The organism is Sphaerisporangium cinnabarinum (assembly GCF_055567015.1).
Map to the genome: position 1 here is coordinate 127,448 of NZ_JBVHRG010000004.1, position 25,610 is coordinate 153,057.

Sequence of the window (25,610 nt, forward strand, 5' to 3'; positions counted from 1 at the left end):
GTCAGCCGCGCGAGTCCTCCGCCGCGCGGACGACCTGCTCGAGCCAGGAGCGCCGCGCGGCGAGCGCCGTCTCGGCCTCCTTGACGGCGCGCGCGTCCCCGCGGCTCTGCGCAGCGGCGAGGTCTGCCTCGAGCCCTTCGATCGCGGCCTCGAGCTGCGCGGCCGCACCCTCGGCGCGGGCGCGCGTCTCGGGGTTGCTCCGCGTCCACTGCGCCTGCTCGGCGTCGCGGACCGCGTTCTCGACGGCGCGCAGGCGTCCCTCGACACGCTGCAGGTCACCGCGCGGCACGCGCCCGGCCTCCTCCCAGCGCTCCTGGAGGTCACGCAGCGCCGCCTTGGCCGCGGCGAGGTCCTTGACGGGCAGGAGTGCCTCCGCCTCGGTGAGCAGCGCCTCCTTCACCTCGAGGTTCGCCGCGTACTCGGCGTCCGTCGCGGAGTTCACCGCGTCGCGCGCCTGGAAGAACGTGTCCTGCGCGGCCCGGAAGCGGGCCCACAGGGCGTCGTCGTCCTTGCGGCTCGCCCGGCCCGCGGCCTTCCAGCGCGCCATGAGGTCGCGGTACGCGCCCGCCGTCGGGCCCCAGTCGGTGCTCGACGACAGCGACTCGGCCTCCGCGACCAGCTTCTCCTTCGCGGCCTTGGCGGAGGCGTTGCGCTGCTCTAGCTCGGCGAAGTAGTGCCGACGCTCGCGGTCGAACGCGGTGCGCGCGTGGCTGAACCGCTTCCACAGCGCCTCCTCGCTCGCGCGGTCGATGCGCGGGCCCGAGCGCTGGGCCTCCTTCCAGCGCTCCAGCAGCCCCCGCAGCTCCTCGCCCGCCGGCCGCCACTGCATGCGGCTCGGGTCGGTCGCGGCGATCTTCTCCGCGGCCTCGATGATCTCCGTCCGGGCCTCGAGGGCCGCGGCCTTCGCTGCGGCGCGCTCCGCCTCGAGCTGCGCGCGGCGCTCGGCCGCGGCGCCGCGCAGCGACTCGACCTGCGCGCGGAGCCCGTCGAGGTCGCCGACCGCGGAGGGCTCGGCGGTCTCCTCGGTGAGCCGGGCGATCGTCTGGTCGATCTCCTTGACGGACAGGTCCGTGCTCGTCAGCCGTGCCTCGAACAGCGCGACCTTCGCCTGGAGGTCGAGGTAGCGGCGCACGTACAGCGTGAGCGCCTCGTCGGCGCCGACGCCGGGGAACTGACCGACGGAGCGCTCGCCGGCGCTCTCGCGGACGTACACCGTGCCGTCGTCGTCCACGCGACCGAACGCGGCCGCGGCCTTGGCGGCGGCCGAGTCGTCGGCGAGCGCCGGGACGGTGGGCACCTCCGGCACGACGGCCGCAGCCGCGGGAGCGCCCGCGGTGGGGGCGGCCGGCTTGCGGGGCGGGTGCGGGAGCGCCGACGGTTTCGGCCGCGGGCCGGGACGCGGGGCCGCAGGCCGCGGCGCCGCGTCCGTGGTTGCCTGCGCGTCCGTGGGCGCCTCCGCGGGTGCGGTCGTCTCGGCGGGCGCGGCCTCCGTCGTGGCCTCGGCAGCGACGGCGTCGTCGCCAGCGTCGGCAGCCGGAGCGTCCGTCACGGGGTCGGCGGGGGCCTCGGTCTGCTCGGGCTCAGCGGCGGGCGCGGCGTCGACGGTAGGAGAGTCGGCCTGCTCGGCCTCGGCCGCGGGCGCGTCCTCCGTCTCGGCCGCGGGCGCGTCCTCCGTCTCGGCGGCGGGTGCGTCGTCCGTCTCGGCGGCCGGGGCGGGCTCCGCCTCGTCGGGAGCGGGACCCTGGTCGGTGGCCTCGGTGGCCTCGGTGGCCTCGGTGGCCTCGGTGGCCTCGGTGGCCTCGGTGGCCTCGGTGGCCTCGGTGGCCTCGGTGGCCTCGGTGGCCTCGGGCGTCGGCTCCACGTCTGTCGCGTCGACCCGTCCGGTCTCGCTCGCCTCCGCGGGCTCCGGTGCCGGTGCGCTCGCCTGGTTCTGGGCGGGATCGCTCACTGGGTCTCAACTCCTTCGATGGTGACCGGGGTGGCGGGGGACCCGTCGCCGGATCCGTCCTGCGTCCCCGCGTCAGCGACTGCCTGGACGACGTCCAGGCCGGACGTGATGGTGCCGAACACCGTGTAACCACCCGCCGCGTCGGACGGGATGGTCGAGTCCTCGTAGACGAGGAAGAACTGGGAGCCCATCGAGTCGGCGTCCCCGCCCTGGCGGGCCATGGCGACGGTCCCGGCCGGGTAGACGTCGTCGGTCGGGGCGTTCTCGACGGGGCCGAACTTGTAGCCCGGGTCGCCCGTGCCGGTGCCCGTCGGGTCGCCGCACTGGAGCACGTAGATGCCCGAGGTCGTCAGGCGGTGGCACGACGTGCCGTCGAAGTACCCGGACTCGGCGAGGGACACGAAGCTCGCGACCGCCTGCGGGGCCGCCGCGCCGTCGAGCGTAAGCGTGAGGTCGCCCGCGCTCGTGGTGAGCGTCGTGGTCCAGTCGCGGCCCTCGGCGGCGGACGCGGGGGGCAGGGTGTGCTCGCCGGAGGGCGCCCCGCCCGTGTCGCCGCCCGGGTCGGTGCCGGGCTCCTGGGTGGCGGCGAGCGCCCACCAGACGGCGACGCCGATCACGACGAGCGCGACGACGACGCCCACGATCGACCACGTGCGCTGGCGCTTCGCGCGGAGCTGGGCCACGTGACGGTCCCACTTCTCCTCACGACGACGCGCCTGCTCGCGCTCGCGACTCTTCGTCGACACCCCAGCTCCTTCGTCCGGCGCCGCGACGGCGCGCACGGTCGACCCCGGTGCGGCCGTGGTCGGTACGGGACAGTCTAGGCACCGAGAACCCTGGTGGCGGGTGGATTTGCCGCACGCAGGTCACGGTCCGGTATCGACGCCGGCGCTCGAAACCTGCGCTGCGCCCGCCCGGAGCAGCCCCGACGCTCGTGCCGCGGGCTACCCTCGCCCTCATGGACCGACCTCGTGGCACGACGCCGACGCCCTCTGACGACGACCGGCGGGACGCCCCCGGGCCGGCCGTGCACGTGGTCGTGGCCCCCGTCTTCGGCACGAACTGCACGGTGGTGAGCGCCCCGGGCGGCGACTGCGTCGTGGTCGACGCAGGGGCGGGGGTCGCGGACGCCGTCGTCGCGCACGTCCGCGCGGCGGGCCTCGTGCCGCGCGCGGTGCTCGCGACGCACGGCCACGTGGACCACACGTGGGACGCCGCGGCGCTCGCGGACCGCTTTGAGGTGCCCGTCGTGCTGCACGCGGCGGACGCGTACCGGCTCGCGGACCCGTTCGGGAGCCTGGAGCACCCGAAGCACGGCGGGCCCGACGCGAGCCGTGCGGGCGCCGTCGTGTCCGGCCCGCTCGGCGCGGCGCTCGCGGCGGCCGGCGCCGGGCCGCAGGACTACCGCGAGCCGGGACGCGTCGAGACGTTCGACGTGCCCGCGGGCGGCGAGCAGGTGCTGCGCTGGGGCGGTCTCGCGGTGCGCGCGGTCGGCGCGCCCGGGCACACCGAGGGCTCCACGCTCTACCTGGTCGGTGAGCCGGGAGCGGGCCTCGTGCTCAGCGGCGACGTCCTCTTCGCGGGCTCCGTCGGCCGGACCGACCTGCCGGGCGGGGAGGGCGCGACGATGGCCCGCACCCTGCGCGACGTCGTCGCGCACCTGGACCCGGTCTGGGACGTGCTCCCGGGGCACGGCCCGGCGACGACGGTCGCGCGCGAGCTGGCGACGAACCCCTTCCTCGTCCGCTGAGCGCGGGTCCGTGGTCCGGACGATGCGGTCGGCGGTCCCGGCGTCTGGGAAGATCTGACCCATGGCCAGGCCTACACCTCTCTCCGGTTTCCCCGAATGGCTCCCCGACGGTCGGATCGTCGAGCAGCACGTCCTCGACACCCTGCGCCGGGTGTTCGAGCTGCACGGGTTCGCCGGGATCGAGACGCGCGCGGTCGAGCCGCTCGACCAGCTCCTGCGCAAGGGGGAGACGTCGAAGGAGGTCTACGTCCTGCGCCGGCTCCAGGAGGAGCCGCAGGACGACGCCGTGGGCGGGGCGGCCGGGAAGGGTGCGGCCGGCGACAAGCAGCTCGGCCTGCACTTCGACCTCACCGTCCCGTTCGCGCGCTACGTGCTCGAGAACGCCGGGCACCTCGCGTTCCCCTTCAAGCGCTACCAGATCCAGAAGGTGTGGCGCGGCGAGCGCCCCCAGGACGGGCGGTTCCGCGAGTTCACCCAGGCCGACGTCGACGTCGTCGGCGCGGGCGAGCTGCCCTACCACTACGAGGTCGAGCTGCCGCTCGTCATGGCCGAGGCCCTGGGCGCGCTGCGCGACATCGGCGTGCCCGAGGTCCGCGTCCTCGTGAACAACCGCCGGGTCGCCGAGGGGTTCTACCGCGGGCTCGGCATCGACGCGGTGGACGACGTCCTGCGCCAGATCGACAAGCTCGACAAGGTCGGCCCCGAGAAGGTCGCCGTGCTGCTCGTGTCCGAGGCGGGCACGACCCCCGAGCAGGCGCAGGCGTGCCTCGCGCTCGCGGGCATCAGCGGGAGCGACTCCGGCGTGGTCGACCGCGTGCGGGCGCTCGCGGCCGAGCACGGCGTGGAGAGCGAGCTGCTGGAGACCGGGCTCGGCGAGCTCGGCGCGCTGATCGAGGCCGCGAGCGTGCGCGCCCCGGGCGTCGTCGTCGCCGACCTCAAGATCGCACGCGGCCTCGACTACTACACCGGGTCCGTCTACGAGACCGTGCTCGTGGGCCACGAGCAGCTCGGCTCGATCTGCTCGGGCGGGCGCTACGACACGCTCGCGTCCGACGGCGTGAACACCTACCCCGGCGTCGGGCTGTCGATCGGCGTGTCCCGGCTCGTGTCGCGCCTGCTCTCCGCAGGCCTCGTGCGGGCGACGCGCTCCGTGCCGAGCGCCGTCGTCGTGGCCGTCACGAACGAGGAGACGCGCGACGCCTCCGACGCCGTCGCGCACGCGCTGCGCGCCCGCGGCGTGCCGGTCGAGGTGGCGCCCGCGGCCGCGAAGTTCGGCAAGCAGATCCGCTACGCCGACCGGCGCGGCATCCCGTTCGTCTGGTTCCCCGGGCGCGTCGAGGACGACGGCACGCGCTCGCCCGACCAGGTGAAGGACATCCGCTCCGGGGAGCAGGTCGACGCCGACGCCGCGACGTGGGAGCCGCCCGCCGAGGACCGCTTCCCGCGCGTCGTGCCCGCGGGGGACTGACCCGCCGCACCGGGGAGGGAGGGCGACGTGACGCGACCGGTCGAGCTCGCCCTGCCGTTCCACGGGACGTGGCTCGTGCGCAACAGCCCCGCGCGGCGCGTGCCGAGCCACGGCACCGACCTGTTCGCGACCACGTACGCGATCGACTTCGTCGCCGTCCGAGGGCGGCGCACCGCCGTCGTGCGCGACTGGCGCGCCGCGCTGGGCACCGAGCCGCCCGAACGGTTCGTCGCGTTCGGGCAGCCCGTGCTCGCCCCTGCGGCGGGCACCGTCGTCGCGGTGCACGACGGCGAGCCCGACCACGAGGCCCGTCGCTCACCCGCCGCGCTGCTCGGCTACGCCCTCACGCAGGCGGCGCGAGCGCGCGGCGGTGCCGCGGCGCTCGCGGGCAACCACGTGGTGCTGGCCCTCGACCGGCCGGGCACGTTCGTCGTCCTCGCCCACCTGCGCGCCGGGTCGGTGGCCGTCGAGCCCGGCCGACGCGTCGTGGTCGGCGACGAGCTGGGCCGGTGCGGGAGCTCGGGGAACTCGACGCAGCCGCACGTCCACGTGCAGGCCATGGACGCGGCGGACGCGCTCGTCGCCCGCGGGCTGCCGCTCGTCTTCCGGGGGTTCCGCGAGCGGGCCCGTGACGGCTCGGCGCGCGTCGTGGACCGGGGCGTCCCCGCGGAGGGTGCGGTCGTCGAGCCCGCCTGACCCGTGTCCTGCCGAGCATCACGCCGTCAGCGCGCCCAGCCCGGTGACCCAGCCCCCGAGGACCCCGGCGAGGACCACCGCCGCCGCGACCGCCAGCACGCCCACCGCGGCGACGACGTCGGGCACGCCGAGCGGCACGGGCCGCGACGTGGTCCGCGGACCGGACCCGAGGCCCCGTGACTCGAGCGCGACGGTCAGGCGCTCGGACCGGCGCACGGCACCGACGAGGAGGGCGAACGCCGCGGAGCCGAGCGCGCGGGGGGACCGGGGGAGCACGCCGTGTCGTCGGCGCGGGTCGCGCACGGCCTGGGCGCAGCGGATCGTGTGCCAGGCGTCGGGGAGCTCGACGAGCAGCCGGTGGGCCGCGAGCACCGCGTAGGTCCACGTGAGGGGCAGCCGCCCGTGCTGGCGGAGGCTCGTCATGAGGCGCACCGGGTCGGTCGTCGTCGCGACCGTGAGCGAGAGGGCGCCGACGAGCAGCGTGCGCACGGCGAGCCCGGCACCGATCGTCAGGCCGTCGGAGCCGACGGTGACCAGGCCGAGGTCGACCGCGTCGCCGCCCGGCCGGGTGGCGACGTTGACGACCAGCAGGCTCGTCGCGAAGACGAGGAAGGGCACGTGCGCCAGGGCGAGCGTGCGCACGGGGACGCGCCCCGCGAGCAGCAGCGCCGCGACCGTGAGCACCCAGCCGATCGCGGGGGTGTACGGGTCGGTGACGAGGAGCGCGCCGGTCGACACGACGAGGACGGTCGCGAGCTTGACCGTCGGGTTCCAGCGCCCGAGGGGCGTGCTGTGCGGCGCGGTCACGGGGCGGCCTCCGTGCGGGCGACTGCCGCGTCGAGCGCGCGGACGAGAGCGCCGGGGTCGACGCCGTGGCGGCGTCCCGTGCGGGCCCACCACGCGAGCAGGGGCGGGCGGCGCAGGCGCGCGCGCCGGCACAGCGCGTCGTCGGCCAGCACGGTGGCGGCCGGGCCGAGCGCCACGAGCCGGCCGCCGACGACCACCGCGACGCGGTCGGCGAGCGCCGCGACGAGCGCGAGGTCGTGCGTGACGACGACGACCGCGCCGCCGACGTCAGCGCGCTGCCGCAGCGCGCGGGCGACGGCGTCCGCCTGGGCGCGGTCGAGCCCCGACGTGGGCTCGTCGGCGAGGAGGACGGGCGGGTCGAGCACCGTCGCCGTCGCGAGCGACAGACGCCGTTGCTCGCCGCCGGAGAGCCGGTACGGGTTGGCGTCGGCGAGGTGCGTCAGGGCGAAGGTGTCGAGGGTCCGCGCGACGCGCCCGTCGACGTCGGCCAGCCGCGCGAGGCGCGCCGACCACGCGACCTCGTCGCGCACCGTCCGCGCGAGGAGCTGGTGCTCCGGGTCCTGGAACACCATCGCGACGGGCGCGTCCGCCGCCGTCGTCACGTCGCCCCTGGTCCGTTCGAGTCCCGCGAGCCCGCGCAGGAGGGTGGACTTGCCGCCCCCGTTCGGCCCCACCACCGCGAGCACCTCGCCCGCGCGGACGTCGAGGTCGACGTCGTGCACCACCGGCGTCTCGTCCCGCCCGCGTCGTCGGCGGCCTGCCATGGCGCGGTGCACCGCGAGACGACGGGCGCGGAGGGCGACCGGGCCGGGCGCACTCGGACCGGCGTCCGAGGCGCCCGGGACCGGTGCCCGCGGATCCGAGGGGCGCGGGTCTGCGGTGCGCGCGAGGTCGACGAGCCAGGCGTCGGTCGCGGGGGCACCGAGCGGTCCGGGGGCCCCGGCCCGCTCGAGCCGGACGTCGAGCGGCAGCCAGCACCCGAGCGCGGCGAGCGTGGCGGCGTGCGCGCGCAGGACGGCGGTCGTGGGGCCGTGCGCGACGGCGCGGCCCGTGCGGTCGAGCACGAGGGTCGCGTCCGGGAGCGTCCCGACGTCGTCGAGGCGGTGCTCGACGAGCACGACCGACCGGCGGGGTGTTCCGTGCGGGTCCGGTCCGGGCGCCCGGACGAGCCCGCCCACGAGCGTCCCCACCTCGTGCGCCGCGGCCGGGTCGAGGAACGCCGTCGGCTCGTCGAGGACCACGAGCTCGGGGTCGGCGACGAGCGCCGCCGCGAGGGCGACGCGCTGCGCCTCGCCGCCCGACAGCGCGTGGGTCGGTCGGTCGTGCAGGTGGCCCGCACCGGCAGCGGCGAGAGCGGTTGCGGCGCGGGCGTCCATGGTGCGCGGGTCCGCCGCCCGGTTCTCGAGCGCGAACCGCAGCTCCTCGTCGACGCGGCCGAGGCAGAGCTGGTCACCCGGCCGCTGCTGGACGAGGCCGACGCGCGCGGCGAGCCCCGCGGGGGTCGTGGCGCGCGGGTCGACGCCCGTCACGCGCAGGTCGCCCGTGACGGTGCCCGGGAGCGTGTGGGGCACGACGCCGACGAGCGCGCGCAGCAGCGTGGACTTCCCGCAGCCCGAGGGGCCGAGCACGAGCAGCCCCGTCCCCGCGGGGACGGTCAGGGTGAGGTCGTCGAGCACGCACGTCGCGTCGTGGCCCACGGTGACGGTCAGGCCCGCGGCGGAGACGGCGTCGGGCACGGTGCCCGGCACGGTGCCGGGCATGACGTCCGCCGCGGCGTCCCGCACCTCAGCCACGGCGGTCCGTGCCGATCGCGAAGGCGTCGAGCGCGCCGGTGCGGGAGAGGGCGTCGCCGAGGAGGCGCGCCGCGATCCCGCACAGCACGACGCACGAGACGACCTGCACGCCGAGCCGGAGCATCGCCCAGTCCTGCCCGAGCCAGCCGAACCGGACCGCGTTGAACGCGTAGGTGACGAGCGCCGCGCTGACGCCCGACGCGACGAAAACCCACCAGCCGTAGCGGCGGTACCGGGTCAGCGCGAAGGGGATCTCCGCGCCCACCCCTTGGACGAGCCCCACGAGGACGAGCAGCGGGCCTGCGGGCGACGCGAGGAAGACCACCTCGACGAGCGCCGCGAGCGTCTCGGTGAGGATGCCGACGCCCGGCTTGCGCACGATGTACGTCGCGAGCGGGCCCACGACGATCCACGCGCCCGCGAGCACGTTCGCGGCAAGGTCCGCGAGCGGCCCCATGGCGAGCTGGAGCGGGGCCCAGAGCTGCACGAACGCCCAGTAGACGAACCCGAACACGACGCCCAGGACGGCGACGAGGACCGTCTCGTGGAGCGTGAGGCCACGGCGCCGGGCGCGGGCCGGGGGAGCGGTGACGGTGCGGTCTCCGGGACCGGGCGCCGGGGGCACGGCGTCGGCCGGCGGGCCGGGCGTGCTGGTGGGCGGGGTCTCCCGGGGCGGGGTGGTGCGGGGCTCGGTCATGCGGTTCCCTCCGTCGGGCCCCCGGGGCGGAGGGTGCACGACGGCGCGCCACCGCTGCCCCCGCGCGGACGGCACGCGCGGGGCGCGGGCACGAGCGCGCAGGGGACGGTGACGTCGGCCCTGCTCCCTTCGCTGGTACGAACCAGATCAGGTTCCACGGGTCTGCAGGGGGGACGGGTGTCCGACCTGCACTCTCAGCGCTCGTGCGCTCCCCGGAGGCGTTCGGCCCGACCCTAGGGCCTGGACGTCCGCCGGACAATCCCGGCGTCTCACCCACCGGGACGTCCGGGCACCGTGAGAAGGTGACGGCGACGAGGCGCCCGCGCGGACCGGGGACGGGCTCCGACGACGAGGAACGAGGCAGCGCGCATGACCCGAGACAACGACCCCGCGGCCGTCGCGGAGCTGGACCGCCTCGACGAGGCCGTGCGGAGCGCGCCCGCGGGCGACACGTCGGCGCAGATCGCGCTGTGGCGGCAGGCGGCGCGCCTCGGCACGTGGTTCTTCATCGCCCGAGGGCCCGAGGACCAGCCGCGTCCGTACGCCGTCTCCGCGGACCAGGGGCCCATGATCTGCCTCTACAGCAGCGCCCCGCGCGCGGACGAGGCGGCCCGGGCGCTCGGGCTGGCGGCCGAAGGGACCGGCTCCGTGCCGCTGCTCGGCGTGCCCGTGCCGGCGGCGATCGACTACGTTGCGTCCTTCGCCGCAGCAGGGGTCGTCGGCGTCGCGCTCGACCACCCCCGCATCGGCCACCACATCCCCCTCGGGAACCTGGCGCTGCTCAAGACGTGGTCCGCCGGCGGATGACCCGTCCTTGACAGCGGGTTCGAACAGTTGTTCGAATGGCGCGATGCGGTGGGACGGACAGGCGCTCGGCGCGGACGACGGCGCGCTTCCCGGTTTGGAGCGCATGGGCCTCGTCCGCAGCGTGCGCACGCCCGAGTTCGCGGGGATCACGTTCCACGAGGTCACGGCCAAGAGCGCGCTGTCGAAGGTCCCGGCGATGTCGCGCATGCCCTTCCGCTGGACGGTCAACCCGTACCGCGGGTGCAGCCACGCGTGCTCCTACTGCCTCGCGCCGAGCACGCCCGTGCTCCTGGCCGACGGCACGCAGCGGGCGATCGGCGAGCTGCGCGTCGGCGACGAGATCGTCGGCACCGCCCCCCACGGCGCGTACCGGCGCTACGTGCGCACCCGCGTCCTCGACCGCTGGACCACCCGCAAGCGCGCCTACCGGGTGACCCTCGCCGACGGCACGCGCCTCGTCGCGAGCGGCGACCACCGGTTCCTCACCGAGCGCGGCTGGCGCCACGTCGTCGGCGGCGCCGGGCACCGCGCCCGCCTGGCGCTCGGCGACGTGCTCGTCGGGCCGGGCGCCGCGGCGCTCGCGGACGGGCGGCCCGTCCTCGACGGCCAGGACGTCACCGGCGGCGAGGCGTTGCGCGTCGACTCCCTCGAGGCCCTCGACGGGCCGGGGGAGGTGACGGAGCTGGTCGACATCACGACCGGCACGCGCGACTTCGTCGCCGCGGGGGTCGTGAGCCACAACTGCTTCGCCCGCCCCACGCACGAGTACCTCGACCTCGACGCGGGCGAGGACTTCGACCGGGAGGTCGTGGTCAAGGTCAACGTGGACGACGTGCTGCGCGCCGAGCTCGCCCGACCGTCCTGGGCGCGCGAGGCCGTCGCGCTGGGCACCAACACCGACCCGTACCAGCGCGCCGAGGGACGCTACCGCCTCATGCCCGGCATCATCGACGCCCTCGCCGGGTCGGGCACGCCGCTCTCCGTGCTGACCAAGGGCACGCTCCTGCGCCGCGACCTGCCCCTGCTCGTCGACGCCGCCTCGCGCGTCGAGGTCGGGATCGGCGTGTCCCTCGCGCTCCTGGACCCCGAGCTCCAGGCGAGCGTCGAGCCCGGCACGCCGTCGCCGCGCGCGCGGCTCGACCTCGTCCGCACCGTCCGGGAGGCCGGCCTGCCGTGCGGCGTCATGGTCGCCCCCGTGCTGCCGTGGCTCACCGACTCCACGCGGGCGCTCACCGAGCTGCTCGACGCCGTCAAGGACGCGGGCGCGACGGGCGTCACCGTGCTGCCGCTGCACCTCAAGCCCGGTACGCGCGAGTGGTACATGGGCTGGCTCGCGCGCGAGCACCCGCGGCTCGTCCCCGGCTACGAGCGCGTGTACGCGCGCGGCACGTACGCCTCGACGGCGTACCGGTCCTGGCTGTGGGACCGGGTGCGGCCGATGCTCGAGGCGCGCGGGTTCGGAGTCGCGGGGCACCGCGGCCCCGCGGGCGTCGAGGGCCGGTTCCGCCGCGGCGAGCCCGGCGACCGGCGACGCCGGCCAGGGCCGCCGACGGACGGCGCCTACCCGGCCGGCAGCCTCGCCGTCGACCCGGCGCCGCAGGACGCGCGCGCCGGCTACGGCGGGGCGCTCGCGGGCATGCCGATGGACGGCGGCGGGCTCGACGTCGTCGGCGGGGGAGTCGAGCAGGTCCTGTTCTGACCGGTCTCAGGCGTCGGCGAGGCGCGCCGGGAAGCCGCCGGTTGCGACTGGTCCCCAGCGCGTGATCGTCAGCCGCACGAGAGACTTGCCCTGGCTGACCATCGCCGCGCGGTACTCGTCCCAGTCCGGGTGCTCGCCGCTGACGGCCCGGTAGTAGTCGACGAGCGGCTCGACCGACCCGGGCAGGTCGATCACCTCCGCCTCGCCGTCGACCTGCACCCACGGGTCGGAGAACCGCTCGCCCAGCGACAGGAGCGACGCGCGCGCGTCGCGGCGCACGTTGACCGCCTTGGCGCGCTCCGGGTACGTCGACACGACGACCCGGCCCGCGTCGTCGACCCCGTACGTGACCGGGCTGAGCTGGGGCCGGCCGTCCGCGCGGGTGGTGACGAGGACGCCGTCGTGCCGGGAGCGCAGGAACTCCTCGAGCTCGTCGCGCTCGACGCGCCGGTTCGTCGCGATGGTGCGTGCCACGGGTGACCCTCCTTCGTGCGGGCGGCGGGCCGGACGGCCCTGCCGCGGCCGGTCGGCCCGTGCGCCCACGGGCGCGGCGCCGGTCCCGGCGGTGCCGTCACGGGACGTCGCGGCGGCACCGCCACGGTATCCGGTCGCCCCCGCCGGTCGAGAGCGGACCGTCGACCGCCTCCCGTCGGAGGTATCCGGTCGAGCCGCCCGCCCGCCCGCACTAGACTTCAGCGGACGCGTCCCCGCACCGGGATCGCGACCCCCACCGCCCACCTGGAAGGAACCCTCCGTGCTGCGCACCCGAACGGCCGGCTCACTGCGGGCCGAGCACACCGGTCAGACCGTCACCCTCACGGGCTGGGTCGACCGTCGGCGCGATCACGGCGGCGTCGCTTTCATCGACCTGCGTGACGCGTCCGGCATCGCCCAGGTCGTCATCCGCGACGAGGCCGTCGCGCACCCGCTGCGCAACGAGTTCGTCCTCCAGGTCACGGGCGAGGTCTCGCGCCGCCCCGACGGGAACGAGAACCCGTCCCTGCCGACCGGCGAGATCGAGGTCGTCGCGACCGACGTCGTCGTGCTCAACACGTCCGAGGCCCTGCCGTTCCAGGTGTCGACGGCGCTCGCGGACACGGAGACGATCGGCGAGGAGGCGCGTCTCAAGCACCGCTACCTCGACCTGCGTCGGCCCGCCCCGGCGCACGCCCTGCGCCTGCGCGCCAAGGCGAACCAGGCCGCGCGCCGCGTGCTCGACGCCGAGGAGTTCGTCGAGATCGAGACGCCCACGCTCACCCGCTCGACCCCGGAGGGCGCGCGCGACTTCCTCGTGCCCGCGCGCCTCGCGCCCGGCTCCTGGTACGCGCTCCCGCAGTCGCCGCAGCTGTTCAAGCAGCTCCTCATGGTCGCGGGCATGGAGCGCTACTACCAGATCGCGCGCTGCTACCGCGACGAGGACTTCCGCGCGGACCGTCAGCCCGAGTTCACGCAGCTCGACGTCGAGATGAGCTTCGTCGAGCAGGACGACGTCATCGCGCTCGCCGAGAAGATCCTCGTCGCGCTGTGGGAGCTCGTCGGGTACACCATCCCGACGCCGATCCCGCGCATGACCTTCCACGACGCCATGCGCCTGTACGGGTCGGACAAGCCCGACCTGCGGTTCGGCAATCCCCTCGTCGAGCTCACGGACTACTTCCGGGACACGCCGTTCCGCGTGTTCCAGGCCGAGTACGTCGGTGCCGTCGTCATGGCGGGCGGGGCGTCGCAGCCGCGCCGCCAGTTCGACGCCTGGCAGGAGTGGGCCAAGCAGCGCGGCGCCCGCGGCCTCGCGTACGTGACGTTCGGCGAGGACGGCACGCTCGGCGGGCCCGTCGCGAAGAACCTGTCCGACACCGAGCGTCAGGGCCTGCGCGACGCGACCGGCGCGCAGCCGGGCGACGCCGTGTTCTTCGCCGCGGGCAAGACGTCCGACTCGCGCGCCCTGCTCGGCGCCGCACGCCAGGAGATCGCGAAGCGGACGGGGCAGATCGACGAGGACGCGTGGGCGTTCGTCTGGATCGTCGACGCGCCGCTGTTCAAGCCGACCGGAGAGGACGACGACGTCGATCTCGGCCACTCGGCCTGGACCGCCGTGCACCACGCGTTCACGTCGCCCACGCCCGAATGGGTCGACACGTTCGAGCAGAACCCGGGCGAGGCGCTCGCCTACGCCTACGACATCGTGTGCAACGGCAACGAGATCGGTGGCGGGTCCATCCGTATCCACCGTCGCGACGTGCAGGAGCGCGTCTTCGACGTCATGGGCATCGGGCCCGAGGAGGCGCAGGAGAAGTTCGGCTTCCTCCTCGACGCGTTCAAGTTCGGCGCGCCCCCGCACGGCGGGATCGCGTTCGGCTGGGACCGCATCGTCGCGCTGCTCACGAAGTCGGACTCCATCCGCGACGTCATCGCGTTCCCCAAGTCGGGCGGCGGGTACGACCCGCTCACGCAGGCACCCGCCCCGATCACGCCCGAGCAGCGCAAGGAGGCCGGCGTCGACGCCAAGCCCGCCGCTCCCGCGCCCGACGGCGGCCAGGACGGCGACGCGACCGGGCGCACGGACGCGTAGCGGCCGACCGCACGACGCCGAGGGCGCGCCACCCCGACCGGGGCGGCGCGCCCTCCGTGCGTCCGGACCGCGACGACCACCCCTGCCGCGGCGAGGCACGAGGCGGACCGGCCGAGGACGAAGCCCGCGCCGGCGTCCCGCCCAGATCTTGAGCAGATCCTGAGGTTTCGCTGCGCCGACTCGGCGGGTGCCTCGCGCCGGGGCGCGCAGGATCGTGCTCGTTGAACCCCACGACGAACGAGGCACTCATGACCGCCCTGCTCACCGACCGCGACCCGGTCGACGTCGACGAGCCCGCGCCCTTCGGCACGGAGCTCGACCGCTACCAGTTCACGCCCGACGAGGTCGTGGTCCAGGCCCCTGCCCGCCGCGCGACGATCGGCGCGATCATCCCTGCCTACAACGAGGGATCGACGATCAAGTCCGTGCTCAAGGGCATCCTGCGCCAGACCCGCCTGCCGGACGTCGTGCACGTCGTGGTCAACAACACGAGCGACCGCACCTTCGCCAAGGCGTCCAAGCTCGCCGGGGAGCACACGCGGCGCCGCCACGGCGTCGAGCAGACGACGCGCGTGTACGTCCACGACCTCGGCACCCTGGCCGACAAGAAGGTCGGTGCCCTCAACTACGGCTACCGGCTCGTGCACGGCGCGGACTACCTCCTCGGCGTGGACGGCGACACCGTGCTGGCCAAGGACGCCGTCGAGCGCCTCGAGGCCGAGATGTCGTCCGACCCGCGCATCGGCGGCATCTCCGCCATCTACACCGTCGACAACGTCACGCCGCGCGGTCCGCTCAGCCGGTTCCTGCTCACCGGCCAGCGCGCCCAGTTCGCCGCGTTCAACATGCAGAACCTCCTGCGCGGCCGGAACATGGCCGTCCTCGGCGGCCAGGCCTCGTTGTTCCGCATGTCGGCGCTCGAGGCGGTCATGCTCGCGCACCACCAGCGCGACCCGTGGGTCTCCGACTCCGAGGTCGAGGACTCCCTGCTCAGCCTCCAGATCAAGTCGCTCGGCTACTCGACGAAGATCTCGGCGACCGCGCGCGCGACCGTCGGCGGCATGACGACGCTGCGCGCGCTCGACGGCCAGCAGGTCAAGTGGAACTACGGCGCGATCGACCTCATGTGGCCCGGACAGCGCGGCGACACCCGCGGCCAGCCGTTCCACCCCAACCTGCGCCTGCGCTGGATGGAGAACGCGAGCATGCTCGTCAACGCCGCCACCCGCATCCTGTTCGGCCTGCTCGTCGCCGGCGCGCTGAGCCTCCACGCGTTCCGCTTCTCGCCCGTCTGGCTCGTGCCGCCCTCCGTCGCGGTCGCGCTCAACCTCCGGACCGCGCTCTCCATCCGCGGACGCACCTGGCGCGACGTGCTCTTCGCCGCGACCCTCGTCCCGGCCGAGGCCTACATGTGGATCCGCATCGGGCACTTCGTGCGCGCCTGGTCCAAGTTCCTGTCCCGCTCGCGCACCGACAACTGGGCGGCCCAGGCCAAGGCCGAGCGCGGCAGCGGCTGGGCCTACCTCAGCCCGCTGCTCGTCACCCTGGTCGCCCTCGCGGCCGTCGTGTGGGCCTGGACGACGCTGACCCCCGGGGTCCAGTCCGCCGTCCTCTCGGTCGGGTGGCCGGTCCTCGGCGTGGTGACGATCCTCCAGACCTTCTTCATGCTGCGCCGCCTCGTGCGCCGCCACCACGGCCTCCGCGCGTGAGGGAGGACCTGCGCCGGGCGTGGACGGCGCTCGCGGACGACCTGGACGGCGACGTGCAGGCCGTCCGGCGGTTCTTCGTCGCGTACCGGGACCTCGTCGTCCCTCGGGTCGACGCAGCGGCGGTCGCGCTCGCCCGGGGCGACGACGAGGAGGCGCGCAGCGCGCTGCTCACCGTGCGGTCGACGTCGCTCATGGTCGGGGCCACGGAGGTCGGGGACGCCGCCTCCGCGGTGCTCGACCGGCACCGCGTCCGCCGCGACGCCCGGACGACGTCGGACGAGGCGCGCGCGCTCACGACGCTGCGGGCGGCCGCCCGCAGCGCGTGCGACGACGTGTCGCTCCTGCTCGGCGAGCTGCCGCCCGCCGGTCAGCCCACGGGGTCGAACCGGTAGCCGACGCCGCGCACGGTGCGGATCCACCGGGGCGACGTCGGGCCGTCGCCGAGCTTGCGGCGGAGGTTCGCGATGTGCACCTCGACGCTGCGCCGGTCCGCGTCCGTGACGTACGTGCCGGCGTCGTACTCCTCGCCCCACAGGACGCGGACGAGCTCGTTGCGGCTGACGACGCGACCCGTCGCCTCGACGAGCGCGCCGAGCAGGTCGTACTCGCTGCGCGTCAGGTGGACGGCCGTGCCGTCGACCGTGGCCGTGCGGCGGGGGACGTCCAGCAGGAGCCCGGCCGAGCCCATGAGGGTCGGCTCGTGGTCCGCCGGGGCGGGGCGCGCGGCGTCGGCGCCGTCCGACGGCAGGCCGCGTCGCGGTCGCCGCAGGAGCGCCTCGATCCGTGCACGCAGCTCGCGCGGGCGGAAGGGCTTCGTCTGGTAGTCGTCGGCACCGGCGTCCAGGCCCATGAGGGTGTCGATCTCGTCGGTGCGCGCCGTGAGCATCACGATGTAGGTGTCCGAGACCTGGCGGATGCGCCGGCACACCTCGAACCCGTCGATGTCGGGCAGGCTCACGTCGAGGGTCGTCACGACCGGGTCGGTCCGCCGGACGAGCTCCACGCCCTCGACGCCGGTCGCGGCCGCCTCGGTGACGAAGCCGGCCTGACCGAGCACCGTCCGCAGGAGATCACGGATCTCCGCGTCGTCCTCGACGATCACTGCGGTTCGCGTGTTGTCCGCCATCCGGCTCCCCCCGTGCGACTGAGTGCTGCCGCCTACCGTAGCCGCCCGCGGGAGTGCCCGCGCACGAACCGTCCCTGCCGGTGAGCGCGTCTCAGTGGGTGATCGCGAGCCGGCGGTGCACCCGGCGCAGCGGTCCGGGCGCCCACCAGTTGTACCGCCCGAGCAGCGTCATCGTCGCGGGGACCAGCAGGAGGCGCACGATCGTCGCGTCGACGAGGACGGCGACGGCGAGCGCGAACCCGACCTCCTTGATGACGAGCAGGTCGCCGAAGACGAAACCGGCGAACACGACGACGATGATCGCGGCCGCCGACGTGATGATCCGCCCGGAGCGCTGCAGCCCGAGCCGGACCGCCTCGTCGTTGGACAGGCCGGTGTCGTAGAGCTCCTTGATGCGTGCGAGCAGGAACACCTCGTAGTCCATCGCGAGGCCGAACGCGAACGCCACGACGAGCGCGACGACGTACGTCTCGATCCCCCCCACCGAGGAGAAGCTCAGCAGCCCTTCCAGGTGGCCGTCCTGGAACACCCACACGAGCACCCCGAGGGACGCCGCGAGCGACAGCGCGTTCGTCAGCAGCGCCTTCACCGGCACCACCACGGAGCCGGTCATGAGGAACAGGAGCACGAGCGTGGCACCGACGACGATCCCCACGGCCCACCACACGCGCTCGCCGAGCGCCTCGAGGAAGTCGACCTGCCCCGCCGCCTGCCCCGTGACCCAGACGTCGAACCCCGGGTCCGTCGCCCGGACCTCCCGCACGACCGACACGGCCTCCGGCCCGCCGGCGTCGTCCGTGTCGACGTGCACGCCCACCACCGCGTACGACCCGAGCGGCGCCGCCGGGTCGACGCTCTCGACGCCGTCGAGCGCCGCCACGTCGTCGGCCCACGCCTGGGCGTCCTCGACGCTCGCGTCCACGACCGCGACGACCTGGGCGCCCGCGCTCGACGGGTACTGCGCAGCGAGCTCGTCGACGAACTCACGCTGCGGCGACCCCTGGGGGAGCAGCTCGATCCCCGAGTTCCGCAGCTGCAGCCCGAGCACGGGCAGCGCGAGGACCACGAGCAGCGCTGCCGTGGTGAGCAGCACCCACGTCGGGTGCCGCTGGACGCGCTCCGCGAGGCGCGAGAACGCGCCCTCGTCCGACTGCACGTCCGCGGTCCGGGCGAGCACGCGGCGCAGGCCCGGGACCCGGCCGAGCAGCCCCGGGCGGGCGAGGCGGCGCCCCGAGTACGCGAGCAGCGCAGGGACGAGGGTGAGCGCCGTCGCGACGGCCACGAGCACGACCCCGAGCCCGGCCGCGCCGACCGCGCGCAGGATGTCCGGGCGGAACACCATGAGGCCCGCGATGGAGATCGCGACCGTGAGCGCCGAGAACGCGACCGTGCGGCCCGCGGTCTCCATGGTGCGCACGAGCGCCTCGTGCACCACACCGTCTCCGCGCCGCCGACGCAGGGACGGGTCGTCGCCCGCCTCGATCAGGCGGTGCAGCTCCTCCCGGAACCGCGACACCACGAGCAGCCCGTAGTCGATCGACAGGCCCAGGCCGAGCAGGGTGACGACGTTGACGATGGAGGCGTCGACGTCGAGCACGTACGTCAGGCCCAGCAGCACCCCGAGACCGGCACCGATCGACGCGACGGCCCCGGCCATCGGCATGGCCGCGGCGAGGAACCCGCCGAAGACGAGCACCATGATGAGCAGCGCGACCGGCAGGGCGACGGCCTCTCCCGTCGTGAGGTCCTCCTTCACCTGGCTCGTGATCGCCTCGACGATGAGCCCGTTCGACCCCACGAGGCCCGTCGGGTCGCCCGCCGCCTCCGGGGCGGCGTCCGCGAGCACGCCGGGCACGGCCTCGAGCTGCTCCACGACGCGGTCCGCGACCGCGTCGGTGCGCTCGGCGTCGAGGTCGGTGCGCAGCGTCACGACCGAGAGGAAGCCGCGCCCGTCCTGCGCGACGAGCGACTGCGCCGCCGGGTCCTCCACGCCGCCGGGGATCACGTACGGGTCGATGACCGTGTCCACGCCCTCGATGGCGACGAGGTCGGCGTCGACCCCCGTCATGGCCTCCACGACCTGCGGGTCCGCCGGGTCGACGCCGGACACCAGGAGCGTGATCTCCGTCCCGCCCTCGTCGTTCTCCGCGAGGACCTGCGACGCCCGCTCGCTGTCCGAGCCCGGGATCGTCGGCGCGCCCGTCGTCACGCGGTCGAACACGCTCTCCCCGTGGACCCCGAACAGCGCCAGCGCGAAGCCGAGCGCCGTGAGGAGGACCCACACGACGACGGTGAGACGCGGGTGGCGGGCGACACGACGACCGAGGCTCGAGAACACGAGCGCCAGCATCCCACCCGCTCCCGCCGCGTGTCAGATCTCCCGCGCCCCGGCGACGGACGTTCACCCGACCTCCTCGGCCCGGCACCTCCGCGTGGGCGGCGGTGCGTAGGCTCGAGCCCATGTCCACCGGTGATCTCTTCGGCGGCGACCTCTTCGGCGCCGCCACCTCCGGCGCGCAGGGCACGCCGCGACCTGGACCGGGGGCCCCGCTCGCCGTGCGCATGCGCCCCGCCACCCTCGACGAGGTCGCGGGCCAGGCCCACCTCCTCGTGCCCGGCTCGCCCCTGCGGCGGCTCATCCGGTCCGGTGCCGAGAGCGACGCGTCCGGCGGCCGCGCGGCGCCCGGCTCCGTCATCCTCTGGGGCCCGCCCGGCACCGGGAAGACGACGCTCGCCTACCTCATCGCGACCGCCTCCGGCCGCCGCTTCGTCGAGCTCTCGGCCGTCACCGCGGGCGTCAAGGACGTCCGCACGGTCGTCGAGGACGCGCGCCGCCGCCTCGCCACCGGCGGCGAGGAGACCGTCCTGTTCATCGACGAGGTGCACCGCTTCTCCAAGTCGCAGCAGGACGCGCTCCTGCCCAGCGTCGAGAACCGGTGGGTCACGCTCGTCGCCGCCACCACGGAGAACCCCAGCTTCTCCGTCAACTCCCCGCTGCTGTCGCGCTCCCTCCTGCTCACCCTCCAGCCGCTCGGCGACGACGACGTCCGGGCGCTCGTGCGCCGCGCGGTCGCCGACGAGCGTGGCCTCGGCGGCCTCGTCGCGCTCACCGACGAGGCGGAGGACCACCTCGTGCGCCTCGCCGGCGGCGACGCGCGCAAGGCGCTCACCGTGCTCGAGGCCGCCGCCGGCGCCGCGCTGTCCGACGCCCCCGTACCCGTGCCCGCAGCGGCCGCCTCGGCCGACGACGACGCCGAGGGCGCAGGGCGCGGCACGCCCGACGCCGGCCCCCCGCCCGTGCCCGTCGACCTCGACGCCGTCGAACGCGCCGTCGACGTCGCCGCGGTGCGGTACGACCGCGACGGCGACCAGCACTACGACGTCGTCTCCGCCTTCATCAAGTCGATGCGCGGCTCCGACGTCGACGCCTCCCTGCACTACCTCGCCCGCATGATCGCGGCGGGGGAGGACCCCCGCTTCATCGCGCGCCGCATCGTCATCGCCGCCGCGGAGGACGTCGGCATGGCCGACCCCTCGGCGTTGCAGACCGCGGTCGCCGCCGCCCAGGCGGTCCAGCTCATCGGCATGCCCGAGGGCCGGATCGTCCTCGCCGAGGCGGTCGTGCACCTGGCGACCGCGCCCAAGTCGAACGCGGCCTACCTCGGGATCGACGCGGCGCTCGCGGACGTGCGCGCCGGGAAGGCGGGGTCGGTCCCGCCCCACCTGCGCGACGCGCACTACCCGGGCGCCAAGCAGCTCGGTCACGGTGCGGGCTACCGGTACGCGCACGACGCGCCGCACGGCGTCGCCGCGCAGCAGTACCTGCCGGACTCCCTCGTCGGGTCGCGGTACTACACGCCCACGGACCGCGGGTACGAGCGGCAGGTCACGGACCGGCTCGGGCGCATCCGCGACATCCTCGGGCAGGACGGTCCTGCGCGCTGACGGGGTCGGGGACCGCGACGCCCTGCGTGCGGTAGACTGCTCAGGTTGCCTGCACGGCGACCACCTGGGACCTCGGCCCCGACCCCTCGCCCTTCCTCACGGAAGAGCGCGCGGTCCATCGGCTGGTCCCGCACCCGGACCCGGTTCTCGGGACCAGGTGTGACGTCAGAACCCGAACGACAGGAATGAGACACCGCTGTGACGTCTGTCAAGCGCTCGCGCCGCCAGGTCCGCCTGAGCCGCGCCCTGGGCATCGCCCTCACCCCGAAGGCCGTCAAGCACTTCGAGAAGCGCCCGTACCCCCCGGGTGAGCACGGCCGCGCCCGCCGTCGCACCGAGTCGGACTACGCGGTCCGTCTCCGCGAGAAGCAGCGTCTGCGCGCCCAGTACATGCTCCGCGAGAAGCAGCTCGCGCGTGCGTACGAGGACGCCCGCAAGGACAAGGGCCTGACCGGTGAGGCGCTCGTCGAGAACCTCGAGACGCGTCTCGACGCGCTCGTGCTGCGCGCCGGCTTCGCCCGCACCATCCTGCAGGCGCGCCAGGCGGTCACGCACCGCCACATCCTCGTCGACGGCAAGATCGTGGACCGTCCGTCGTTCCGCGTGAAGCCCGGCCAGACCCTCCAGGTCAAGCCGAAGAGCCAGGCGACGACGCCGTTCCAGGTCGCGGCCGCGGGCGCGCACCGCGACGTGCTGCCGGCCGTCCCGGGCTACCTGGACGTCCAGCTCGAGAAGCTCAGCGCGGTGCTCACGCGTCGCCCGAAGCGCGCCGAGGTCCCCGTGCAGTGCGAGGTCCAGCTCGTCGTCGAGTACTACGCTCGCTGATTCCTGCCCCGGACGCCTCGCTCACCGCTTCGTCGGCGAGCGAGGCGTTCGTGCGTCCGGGCCGGTGCGCCGGCCCGCCCCCCGCGGGTGCGGTCGCGCCGTGCCCGACGACGGTCCCCGCCCTGGTGCGGGTAGTGTTTCGCGGAGCCGTGGGTGCGTCCGCGAGGAGCCCTGCGGCGACGACCGTCCCGCGCGCACGGCGCACGGGTGCCGCGCACGCGGCACCGTGACTGGCACTGGAGGAAGAATGTCCCTGGGAGATGTGGCCGGCCTCATCGCAGCCGTCGCGTTCGTGCTGCTCGTCGGCCTGCTCGCGGTGCCGCTCCTCAAGCTCGGCCGCGTGCTCGACGAGGCGCGCGCGAGCATCAAGGAGGTCACCGACCACTCGGTGCCGATCCTCGACGAGGCCGCGACGACCGTCGCCACGACGAACAGCCAGCTCGTCAAGGTCGACACCATCACCACGTCGGCCGCCCAGGTGAGCGAGAACGTCTCCGCGCTCACGGGCCTGTACGCCGCGACGTTCGGCGCGCCGCTGGTCAAGGTCGCCGCGTTCACCTACGGCGTGCGCCAGGCCGCCGCGCGCTCGTTCGGCGGCCGTCGGTCGTCGGGCCGGTCGTCGGCCTCGTCCACGGGCCGCGCCGAGGGGTCGCGCTGATGCGCCGGGTCTTCTGGATCGGTGTCGGCGTCGCGATCACGGTCGTGGTCGTCGTGCGCGGCAAGAAGGTCCTGGCGCGCTACGCGCCGGCGTCGCTCGTGGACCAGGCGACCGAGCAGGTGAACGGCCTCGGCGAGAAGGTCGTCGAGATCGCCCGCGACTTCCGCACCGAGTTCGCGCTCGCGCGCGACGCGCGCGAGCAGGAGCTCATGGCGGCGCTGCTCGCCGAGGGCCAGGAGGACCCGGACGCCGTCCGCGCACGTCGCGCGGCCGGACGCCACGCGCGCCCCGCCGCCGCCGACCGGGACGCCTTCGACGACACGGACGACGTCGAGGACCTGCTCGGTTACTCCTTCTAGGACGCCGAGCCCGCGGCGCCCACCGCACCACCCCGCACGACCACCGACCTCTTTCCGAAGGACATCATGCGCACCGCCGAGATCCGCAAGCGCTGGCTCGACTACTTCGCCGACCGCGACCACACCGTCGTGCCGTCGGCGTCGCTCGTCTCCCCGGACCCGTCCACGCTGTTCACCATCGCAGGCATGGTCCCGTTCATCCCGTACATGACGGGGGAGCAGACCCCGCCGTGGGACCGTGCGACGAGCGTCCAGAAGTGCGTGCGCACCCTCGACATCGACGAGGTCGGCAAGACGACGCGCCACGGCACGTTCTTCCAGATGAACGGCAACTTCTCGTTCGGGGACTACTTCAAGGAAGGCGCGATCACCTACGCCTGGGACCTCGTCACGGGCGCGCGCGAGGAGGGGAAGTACGGGTTCGACCCCGAGAGCGTGTGGGTCACCGTCTACCACGACGACGACGAGGCACGGCAGCTCTGGAAGCGCATCGCCGGCCTGCCGGACGAGCGCATCCAGGCGCGCGGCAAGAAGGACAACTACTGGTCCACGGGCCAGCCCGGCCCCGCGGGCCCGTGCTCGGAGATCTACATCGACCGCGGTCCCGAGTTCGGCCAGGAGGGTGGCCCCGTCGTCGACGAGGACCGCTACCTGGAGATCTGGAACCTCGTCTTCATGCAGTACGCGATCGACGACGTGAAGTCCAAGGAGGAGTTCCGGATCGTCTCGGAGCTCGCGCGCAAGAACATCGACACCGGCATGGGCCTGGAGCGCGTCGCCTACCTCCTCCAGGGCAAGGACAACCTCTACGAGATCGACGAGGTGTTCCCGGTCATCACCGCGGCCGAGGCGCTCTCCGGCAAGCGCTACGGCGCGAACCACGAGGACGACGTGCGCATGCGCGTCGTGGCCGACCACGTCCGCTCGGCCCTGATGATCATGAGCGACGGCGTGCGCCCGTCCAACGAGGGCCGCGGCTACGTGCTGCGCCGTCTGCTGCGCCGCTCGGTGCGCGCGATGCGCCTGCTCGGCGTCGAGGACCGCGCCATGCCCGCGCTGCTCCCGGTGAGCCGCGACGCGATGGCGCCGTCGTACCCGGAGGTCGCGACCGACTTCGCGCGCATCTCCGACGTCGCCTACACCGAGGAGGACGCGTTCCGGCGCACGCTCACGGCCGGCACGACGATCCTCGACACCGCCGTGTCGCGGGCCAAGGCTGCGGCCGGCTCGGGCGGGACGCCGCTGCTCGGCGGCGACCAGGCGTTCGCGCTGCACGACACGTACGGCTTCCCGATCGACCTCACGCTCGAGATGGCGGCCGAGCAGGGCGTCCAGGTCGACGAGAAGGCGTTCCGCGCGCTCATGACCGAGCAGCGCCAGCGGGCGCGCGCCGACGCGCTCGCGAAGCGCTCGGGCGGCGTCGACACGGCGGCGTACGAGTCGCTCGCGTCCGAGCTCGCGGCGCCCGTGGAGTTCCTCGGGTACACCGAGTCGTCCGCGGCGGTGCGCGTCGCCGGCCTGCTGGTCGACGGCGTCCCCGCCCCGGCCGCGACGGCGCCGGCCGACGTCGAGGTCGTGCTCGACCGCACCCCGTTCTACGCGGAGGCCGGCGGCCAGCTCGCCGACCACGGCACGATCGTGCTCGACGGCGGCGCGACCATCGAGGTCGACGACGTGCAGCGCCCGATCAAGGGCCTGTCGGTGCACCGCGGCCGCCTGGTCGAGGGCACCGCGGCGCTCGGCGACCCGGGCACCGCGACGATCGACCGCGACCGTCGCAAGGCGATCAGCCGCGCCCACTCGGCGACGCACATGATCCACAAGGCGCTCCAGGAGTCGCTCGGCAAGGACGCGACGCAGGCCGGGTCGGAGAACGCGCCCAGCCGCATCCGCTTCGACTTCCGCCGCTCGTCCGCCGTGCCCTCGGGCGCGCTCTCGGAGATCGAGGAGCGGGTCAACACCCAGCTCCAGGAGAACCTCGAGGTCACGGACCAGCTCATGCCGATCACCGAGGCGCGCGCCCTGGGGGCGATGGCGCTGTTCGGCGAGAAGTACGGCGACACCGTGCGCGTCGTCTCCATCGGCGGCGACTGGTCGCGCGAGCTCTGCGCCGGCACGCACGTGCAGCGCACGGGCCAGCTCGGCCTCGTCACGCTGCTCGGCGAGTCGTCGATCGGCTCGGGCGTGCGGCGCGTCGACGCCCTCGTCGGTGACGGCGCGTACGGGTTCCAGGCGAAGGAGCACGCGCTCGTGGGCCAGCTCACGGGTCTGCTCAACGTGCGGACCGAGGAGCTGCCCGACCGCGTGAGCACGCTCGTGTCGCGCCTGCGCGACGCCGAGAAGGAGCTCGCCCAGCTCCGGCAGGCCCAGCTCCTCGCGGCGGCCGGCACGCTCGCCGCCGGGGCGGAGCTCGTGGGCGGCACGCGCGTCGTCGTGCACGACGCCGGTGAGGTCGCGTCCGCGGACGACCTGCGCGCGCTCGCGCTCGACGTGCGCGGCCGTCTCGGCGAGGCGGAGCCCGCGGTCGTCGCCGTCGGCGGCGTCGCGAAGGGTCGCCCGCAGGTCGTCGTCGTGACGAACGCCTCCGCTCGTGCGGCCGGGCTGCGCGCCGGCGTGCTCGCCAAGGCTGCCGCCCAGACGCTCGGTGGCGGTGGCGGCGGCAAGGACGACATGGCCCAGGGCGGCGGCACGGACGTGTCCGCGCTGCCCGCCGCCCTCCGGGGCGTGCGCGACGGCGCAGCGGCCGGCGCGTGA

General features: G+C 74.9%; 21 protein-coding genes and 1 riboswitch. Of the genes, 13 read left to right on the forward strand and 8 right to left on the reverse strand.

The genetic code is table 11. The features are described 5' to 3' along the window. Position 1: 1 nt before the first annotated feature. Positions 2-1,948, reverse strand: coding sequence for a DUF349 domain-containing protein (locus ACZ4MO_RS07845; RefSeq protein ID WP_499278701.1), 1,947 nt, complete (start codon positions 1,946-1,948; stop codon positions 2-4). Next, positions 1,945-2,694 (reverse strand): peptidylprolyl isomerase, encoded by a 750-nt coding sequence (locus ACZ4MO_RS07850; protein WP_175008600.1) that lies wholly within the window; start codon positions 2,692-2,694, stop codon positions 1,945-1,947. Before ACZ4MO_RS07850 ends, ACZ4MO_RS07845 begins: the two co-directional genes overlap by 4 nt. 212 nt (positions 2,695-2,906) lie before the next feature. Here ACZ4MO_RS07850 and ACZ4MO_RS07855 point away from each other — a divergent pair, with 212 nt between their 5' ends. From ACZ4MO_RS07855 to ACZ4MO_RS07865, 3 genes are all read left to right on the forward strand, one after another. After that, on the forward strand, positions 2,907-3,698 hold the full coding sequence (locus tag ACZ4MO_RS07855; RefSeq protein WP_175008599.1) for an MBL fold metallo-hydrolase: 792 nt from the start codon (positions 2,907-2,909) through the stop codon (positions 3,696-3,698). Between the two features lie 61 nt (positions 3,699-3,759). After that, positions 3,760-5,166: a histidine--tRNA ligase gene (gene hisS, locus ACZ4MO_RS07860; RefSeq protein ID WP_175008598.1), complete on the forward strand. Its 1,407-nt coding sequence runs from the start codon at positions 3,760-3,762 to the stop codon at positions 5,164-5,166. Positions 5,167-5,193: 27 nt separating this feature from the next. Further along, entirely contained in the window at positions 5,194-5,862 is a 669-nt protein-coding gene (locus ACZ4MO_RS07865) for a peptidoglycan DD-metalloendopeptidase family protein (protein WP_175008597.1), read from the forward strand. A gap of 18 nt (positions 5,863-5,880) precedes the next feature. Here ACZ4MO_RS07865 and ACZ4MO_RS07870 read toward each other — a convergent pair whose 3' ends face one another. Genes ACZ4MO_RS07870 through ACZ4MO_RS07880 form a run of 3 tightly spaced genes read right to left on the reverse strand, consistent with a single transcriptional unit; the run spans position 5,881 to position 9,159 of the window. Next, a complete protein-coding gene (locus tag ACZ4MO_RS07870) occupies positions 5,881-6,669 on the reverse strand; it encodes a CbiQ family ECF transporter T component (RefSeq protein ID WP_186810406.1) in 789 nt (262 codons plus the stop codon). Continuing rightward, the gene (locus ACZ4MO_RS07875) at positions 6,666-8,462 is read right to left on the reverse strand and encodes an ATP-binding cassette domain-containing protein (RefSeq protein ID WP_186810405.1); all 1,797 of its coding nucleotides are present in this window, start codon (positions 8,460-8,462) and stop codon (positions 6,666-6,668) included. Before ACZ4MO_RS07875 ends, ACZ4MO_RS07870 begins: the two co-directional genes overlap by 4 nt. Then, positions 8,455-9,159 carry an ECF transporter S component gene (locus tag ACZ4MO_RS07880; RefSeq protein WP_175008596.1) on the reverse strand — a complete coding sequence of 235 codons (705 nt, stop codon included), beginning with the start codon at positions 9,157-9,159 and terminating at the stop codon, positions 8,455-8,457. The genes ACZ4MO_RS07875 and ACZ4MO_RS07880 overlap by 8 nt, the downstream gene beginning before the upstream one ends. Before the next feature lie 105 nt (positions 9,160-9,264). Further along, a riboswitch (TPP riboswitch) is annotated at positions 9,265-9,384 on the reverse strand. A 144-nt stretch (positions 9,385-9,528) separates the two neighbouring features. On the opposite strand from ACZ4MO_RS07880, the gene ACZ4MO_RS07885 reads away from it, so the two are divergent. Further along, positions 9,529-9,966: a hypothetical protein gene (locus ACZ4MO_RS07885; protein WP_175008595.1), complete on the forward strand. Its 438-nt coding sequence runs from the start codon at positions 9,529-9,531 to the stop codon at positions 9,964-9,966. A gap of 43 nt (positions 9,967-10,009) precedes the next feature. Continuing rightward, complete coding sequence (locus ACZ4MO_RS07890; protein WP_499278704.1) at positions 10,010-11,665, forward strand: Rv2578c family radical SAM protein; 1,656 nt, start codon at positions 10,010-10,012, stop codon at positions 11,663-11,665. A 6-nt stretch (positions 11,666-11,671) separates the two neighbouring features. Here ACZ4MO_RS07890 and ACZ4MO_RS07895 read toward each other — a convergent pair whose 3' ends face one another. Beyond that, the gene (locus tag ACZ4MO_RS07895; RefSeq protein WP_175008593.1) at positions 11,672-12,139 is read right to left on the reverse strand and encodes a TIGR03618 family F420-dependent PPOX class oxidoreductase; all 468 of its coding nucleotides are present in this window, start codon (positions 12,137-12,139) and stop codon (positions 11,672-11,674) included. A gap of 280 nt (positions 12,140-12,419) precedes the next feature. On the opposite strand from ACZ4MO_RS07895, the gene aspS reads away from it, so the two are divergent. The 3 genes from aspS (at position 12,420) to ACZ4MO_RS07910 (ending at position 16,335) form a co-directional block, all read left to right on the forward strand. After that, on the forward strand, positions 12,420-14,234 hold the full coding sequence (gene aspS, locus ACZ4MO_RS07900) for an aspartate--tRNA ligase (RefSeq protein WP_175008592.1): 1,815 nt from the start codon (positions 12,420-12,422) through the stop codon (positions 14,232-14,234). A 221-nt stretch (positions 14,235-14,455) separates the two neighbouring features. Further along, the gene (locus ACZ4MO_RS07905; protein ID WP_499278706.1) at positions 14,456-15,943 is read left to right on the forward strand and encodes a glycosyltransferase family 2 protein; all 1,488 of its coding nucleotides are present in this window, start codon (positions 14,456-14,458) and stop codon (positions 15,941-15,943) included. Continuing rightward, positions 15,940-16,335: a hypothetical protein gene (locus tag ACZ4MO_RS07910; protein ID WP_175008590.1), complete on the forward strand. Its 396-nt coding sequence runs from the start codon at positions 15,940-15,942 to the stop codon at positions 16,333-16,335. The genes ACZ4MO_RS07905 and ACZ4MO_RS07910 overlap by 4 nt, the downstream gene beginning before the upstream one ends. Here ACZ4MO_RS07910 and ACZ4MO_RS07915 read toward each other — a convergent pair. Together ACZ4MO_RS07915 and ACZ4MO_RS07920 are read right to left on the reverse strand one after the other, a co-directional pair. Further along, the gene (locus ACZ4MO_RS07915; protein ID WP_499278708.1) at positions 16,311-17,069 is read right to left on the reverse strand and encodes a response regulator transcription factor; all 759 of its coding nucleotides are present in this window, start codon (positions 17,067-17,069) and stop codon (positions 16,311-16,313) included. The two genes, ACZ4MO_RS07910 and ACZ4MO_RS07915, sit on opposite strands and share 25 nt — an antisense overlap. Before the next feature lie 91 nt (positions 17,070-17,160). Continuing rightward, positions 17,161-19,407, reverse strand: a complete 2,247-nt coding sequence (locus ACZ4MO_RS07920) for an MMPL family transporter (protein ID WP_499278710.1) — start codon at positions 19,405-19,407, stop codon at positions 17,161-17,163. A gap of 224 nt (positions 19,408-19,631) precedes the next feature. Here ACZ4MO_RS07920 and ACZ4MO_RS07925 point away from each other — a divergent pair, with 224 nt between their 5' ends. The 5 genes from ACZ4MO_RS07925 to alaS all read left to right on the forward strand — a co-directional run bounded on the left by ACZ4MO_RS07925 (position 19,632) and on the right by alaS (position 25,610). Continuing rightward, complete coding sequence (locus ACZ4MO_RS07925; RefSeq protein WP_499278743.1) at positions 19,632-21,014, forward strand: replication-associated recombination protein A; 1,383 nt, start codon at positions 19,632-19,634, stop codon at positions 21,012-21,014. A 198-nt stretch (positions 21,015-21,212) separates the two neighbouring features. Then, complete coding sequence (rpsD, locus tag ACZ4MO_RS07930; RefSeq protein ID WP_074806274.1) at positions 21,213-21,839, forward strand: 30S ribosomal protein S4; 627 nt, start codon at positions 21,213-21,215, stop codon at positions 21,837-21,839. Positions 21,840-22,086: 247 nt separating this feature from the next. Further along, the gene (locus ACZ4MO_RS07935) at positions 22,087-22,497 is read left to right on the forward strand and encodes a DUF948 domain-containing protein (protein ID WP_175008587.1); all 411 of its coding nucleotides are present in this window, start codon (positions 22,087-22,089) and stop codon (positions 22,495-22,497) included. Then, the gene (locus ACZ4MO_RS07940; protein ID WP_076404900.1) at positions 22,497-22,856 is read left to right on the forward strand and encodes a hypothetical protein; all 360 of its coding nucleotides are present in this window, start codon (positions 22,497-22,499) and stop codon (positions 22,854-22,856) included. The genes ACZ4MO_RS07935 and ACZ4MO_RS07940 overlap by 1 nt, the downstream gene beginning before the upstream one ends. Before the next feature lie 66 nt (positions 22,857-22,922). Beyond that, positions 22,923-25,610, forward strand: coding sequence for an alanine--tRNA ligase (alaS, locus tag ACZ4MO_RS07945; protein ID WP_175008586.1), 2,688 nt, complete (start codon positions 22,923-22,925; stop codon positions 25,608-25,610).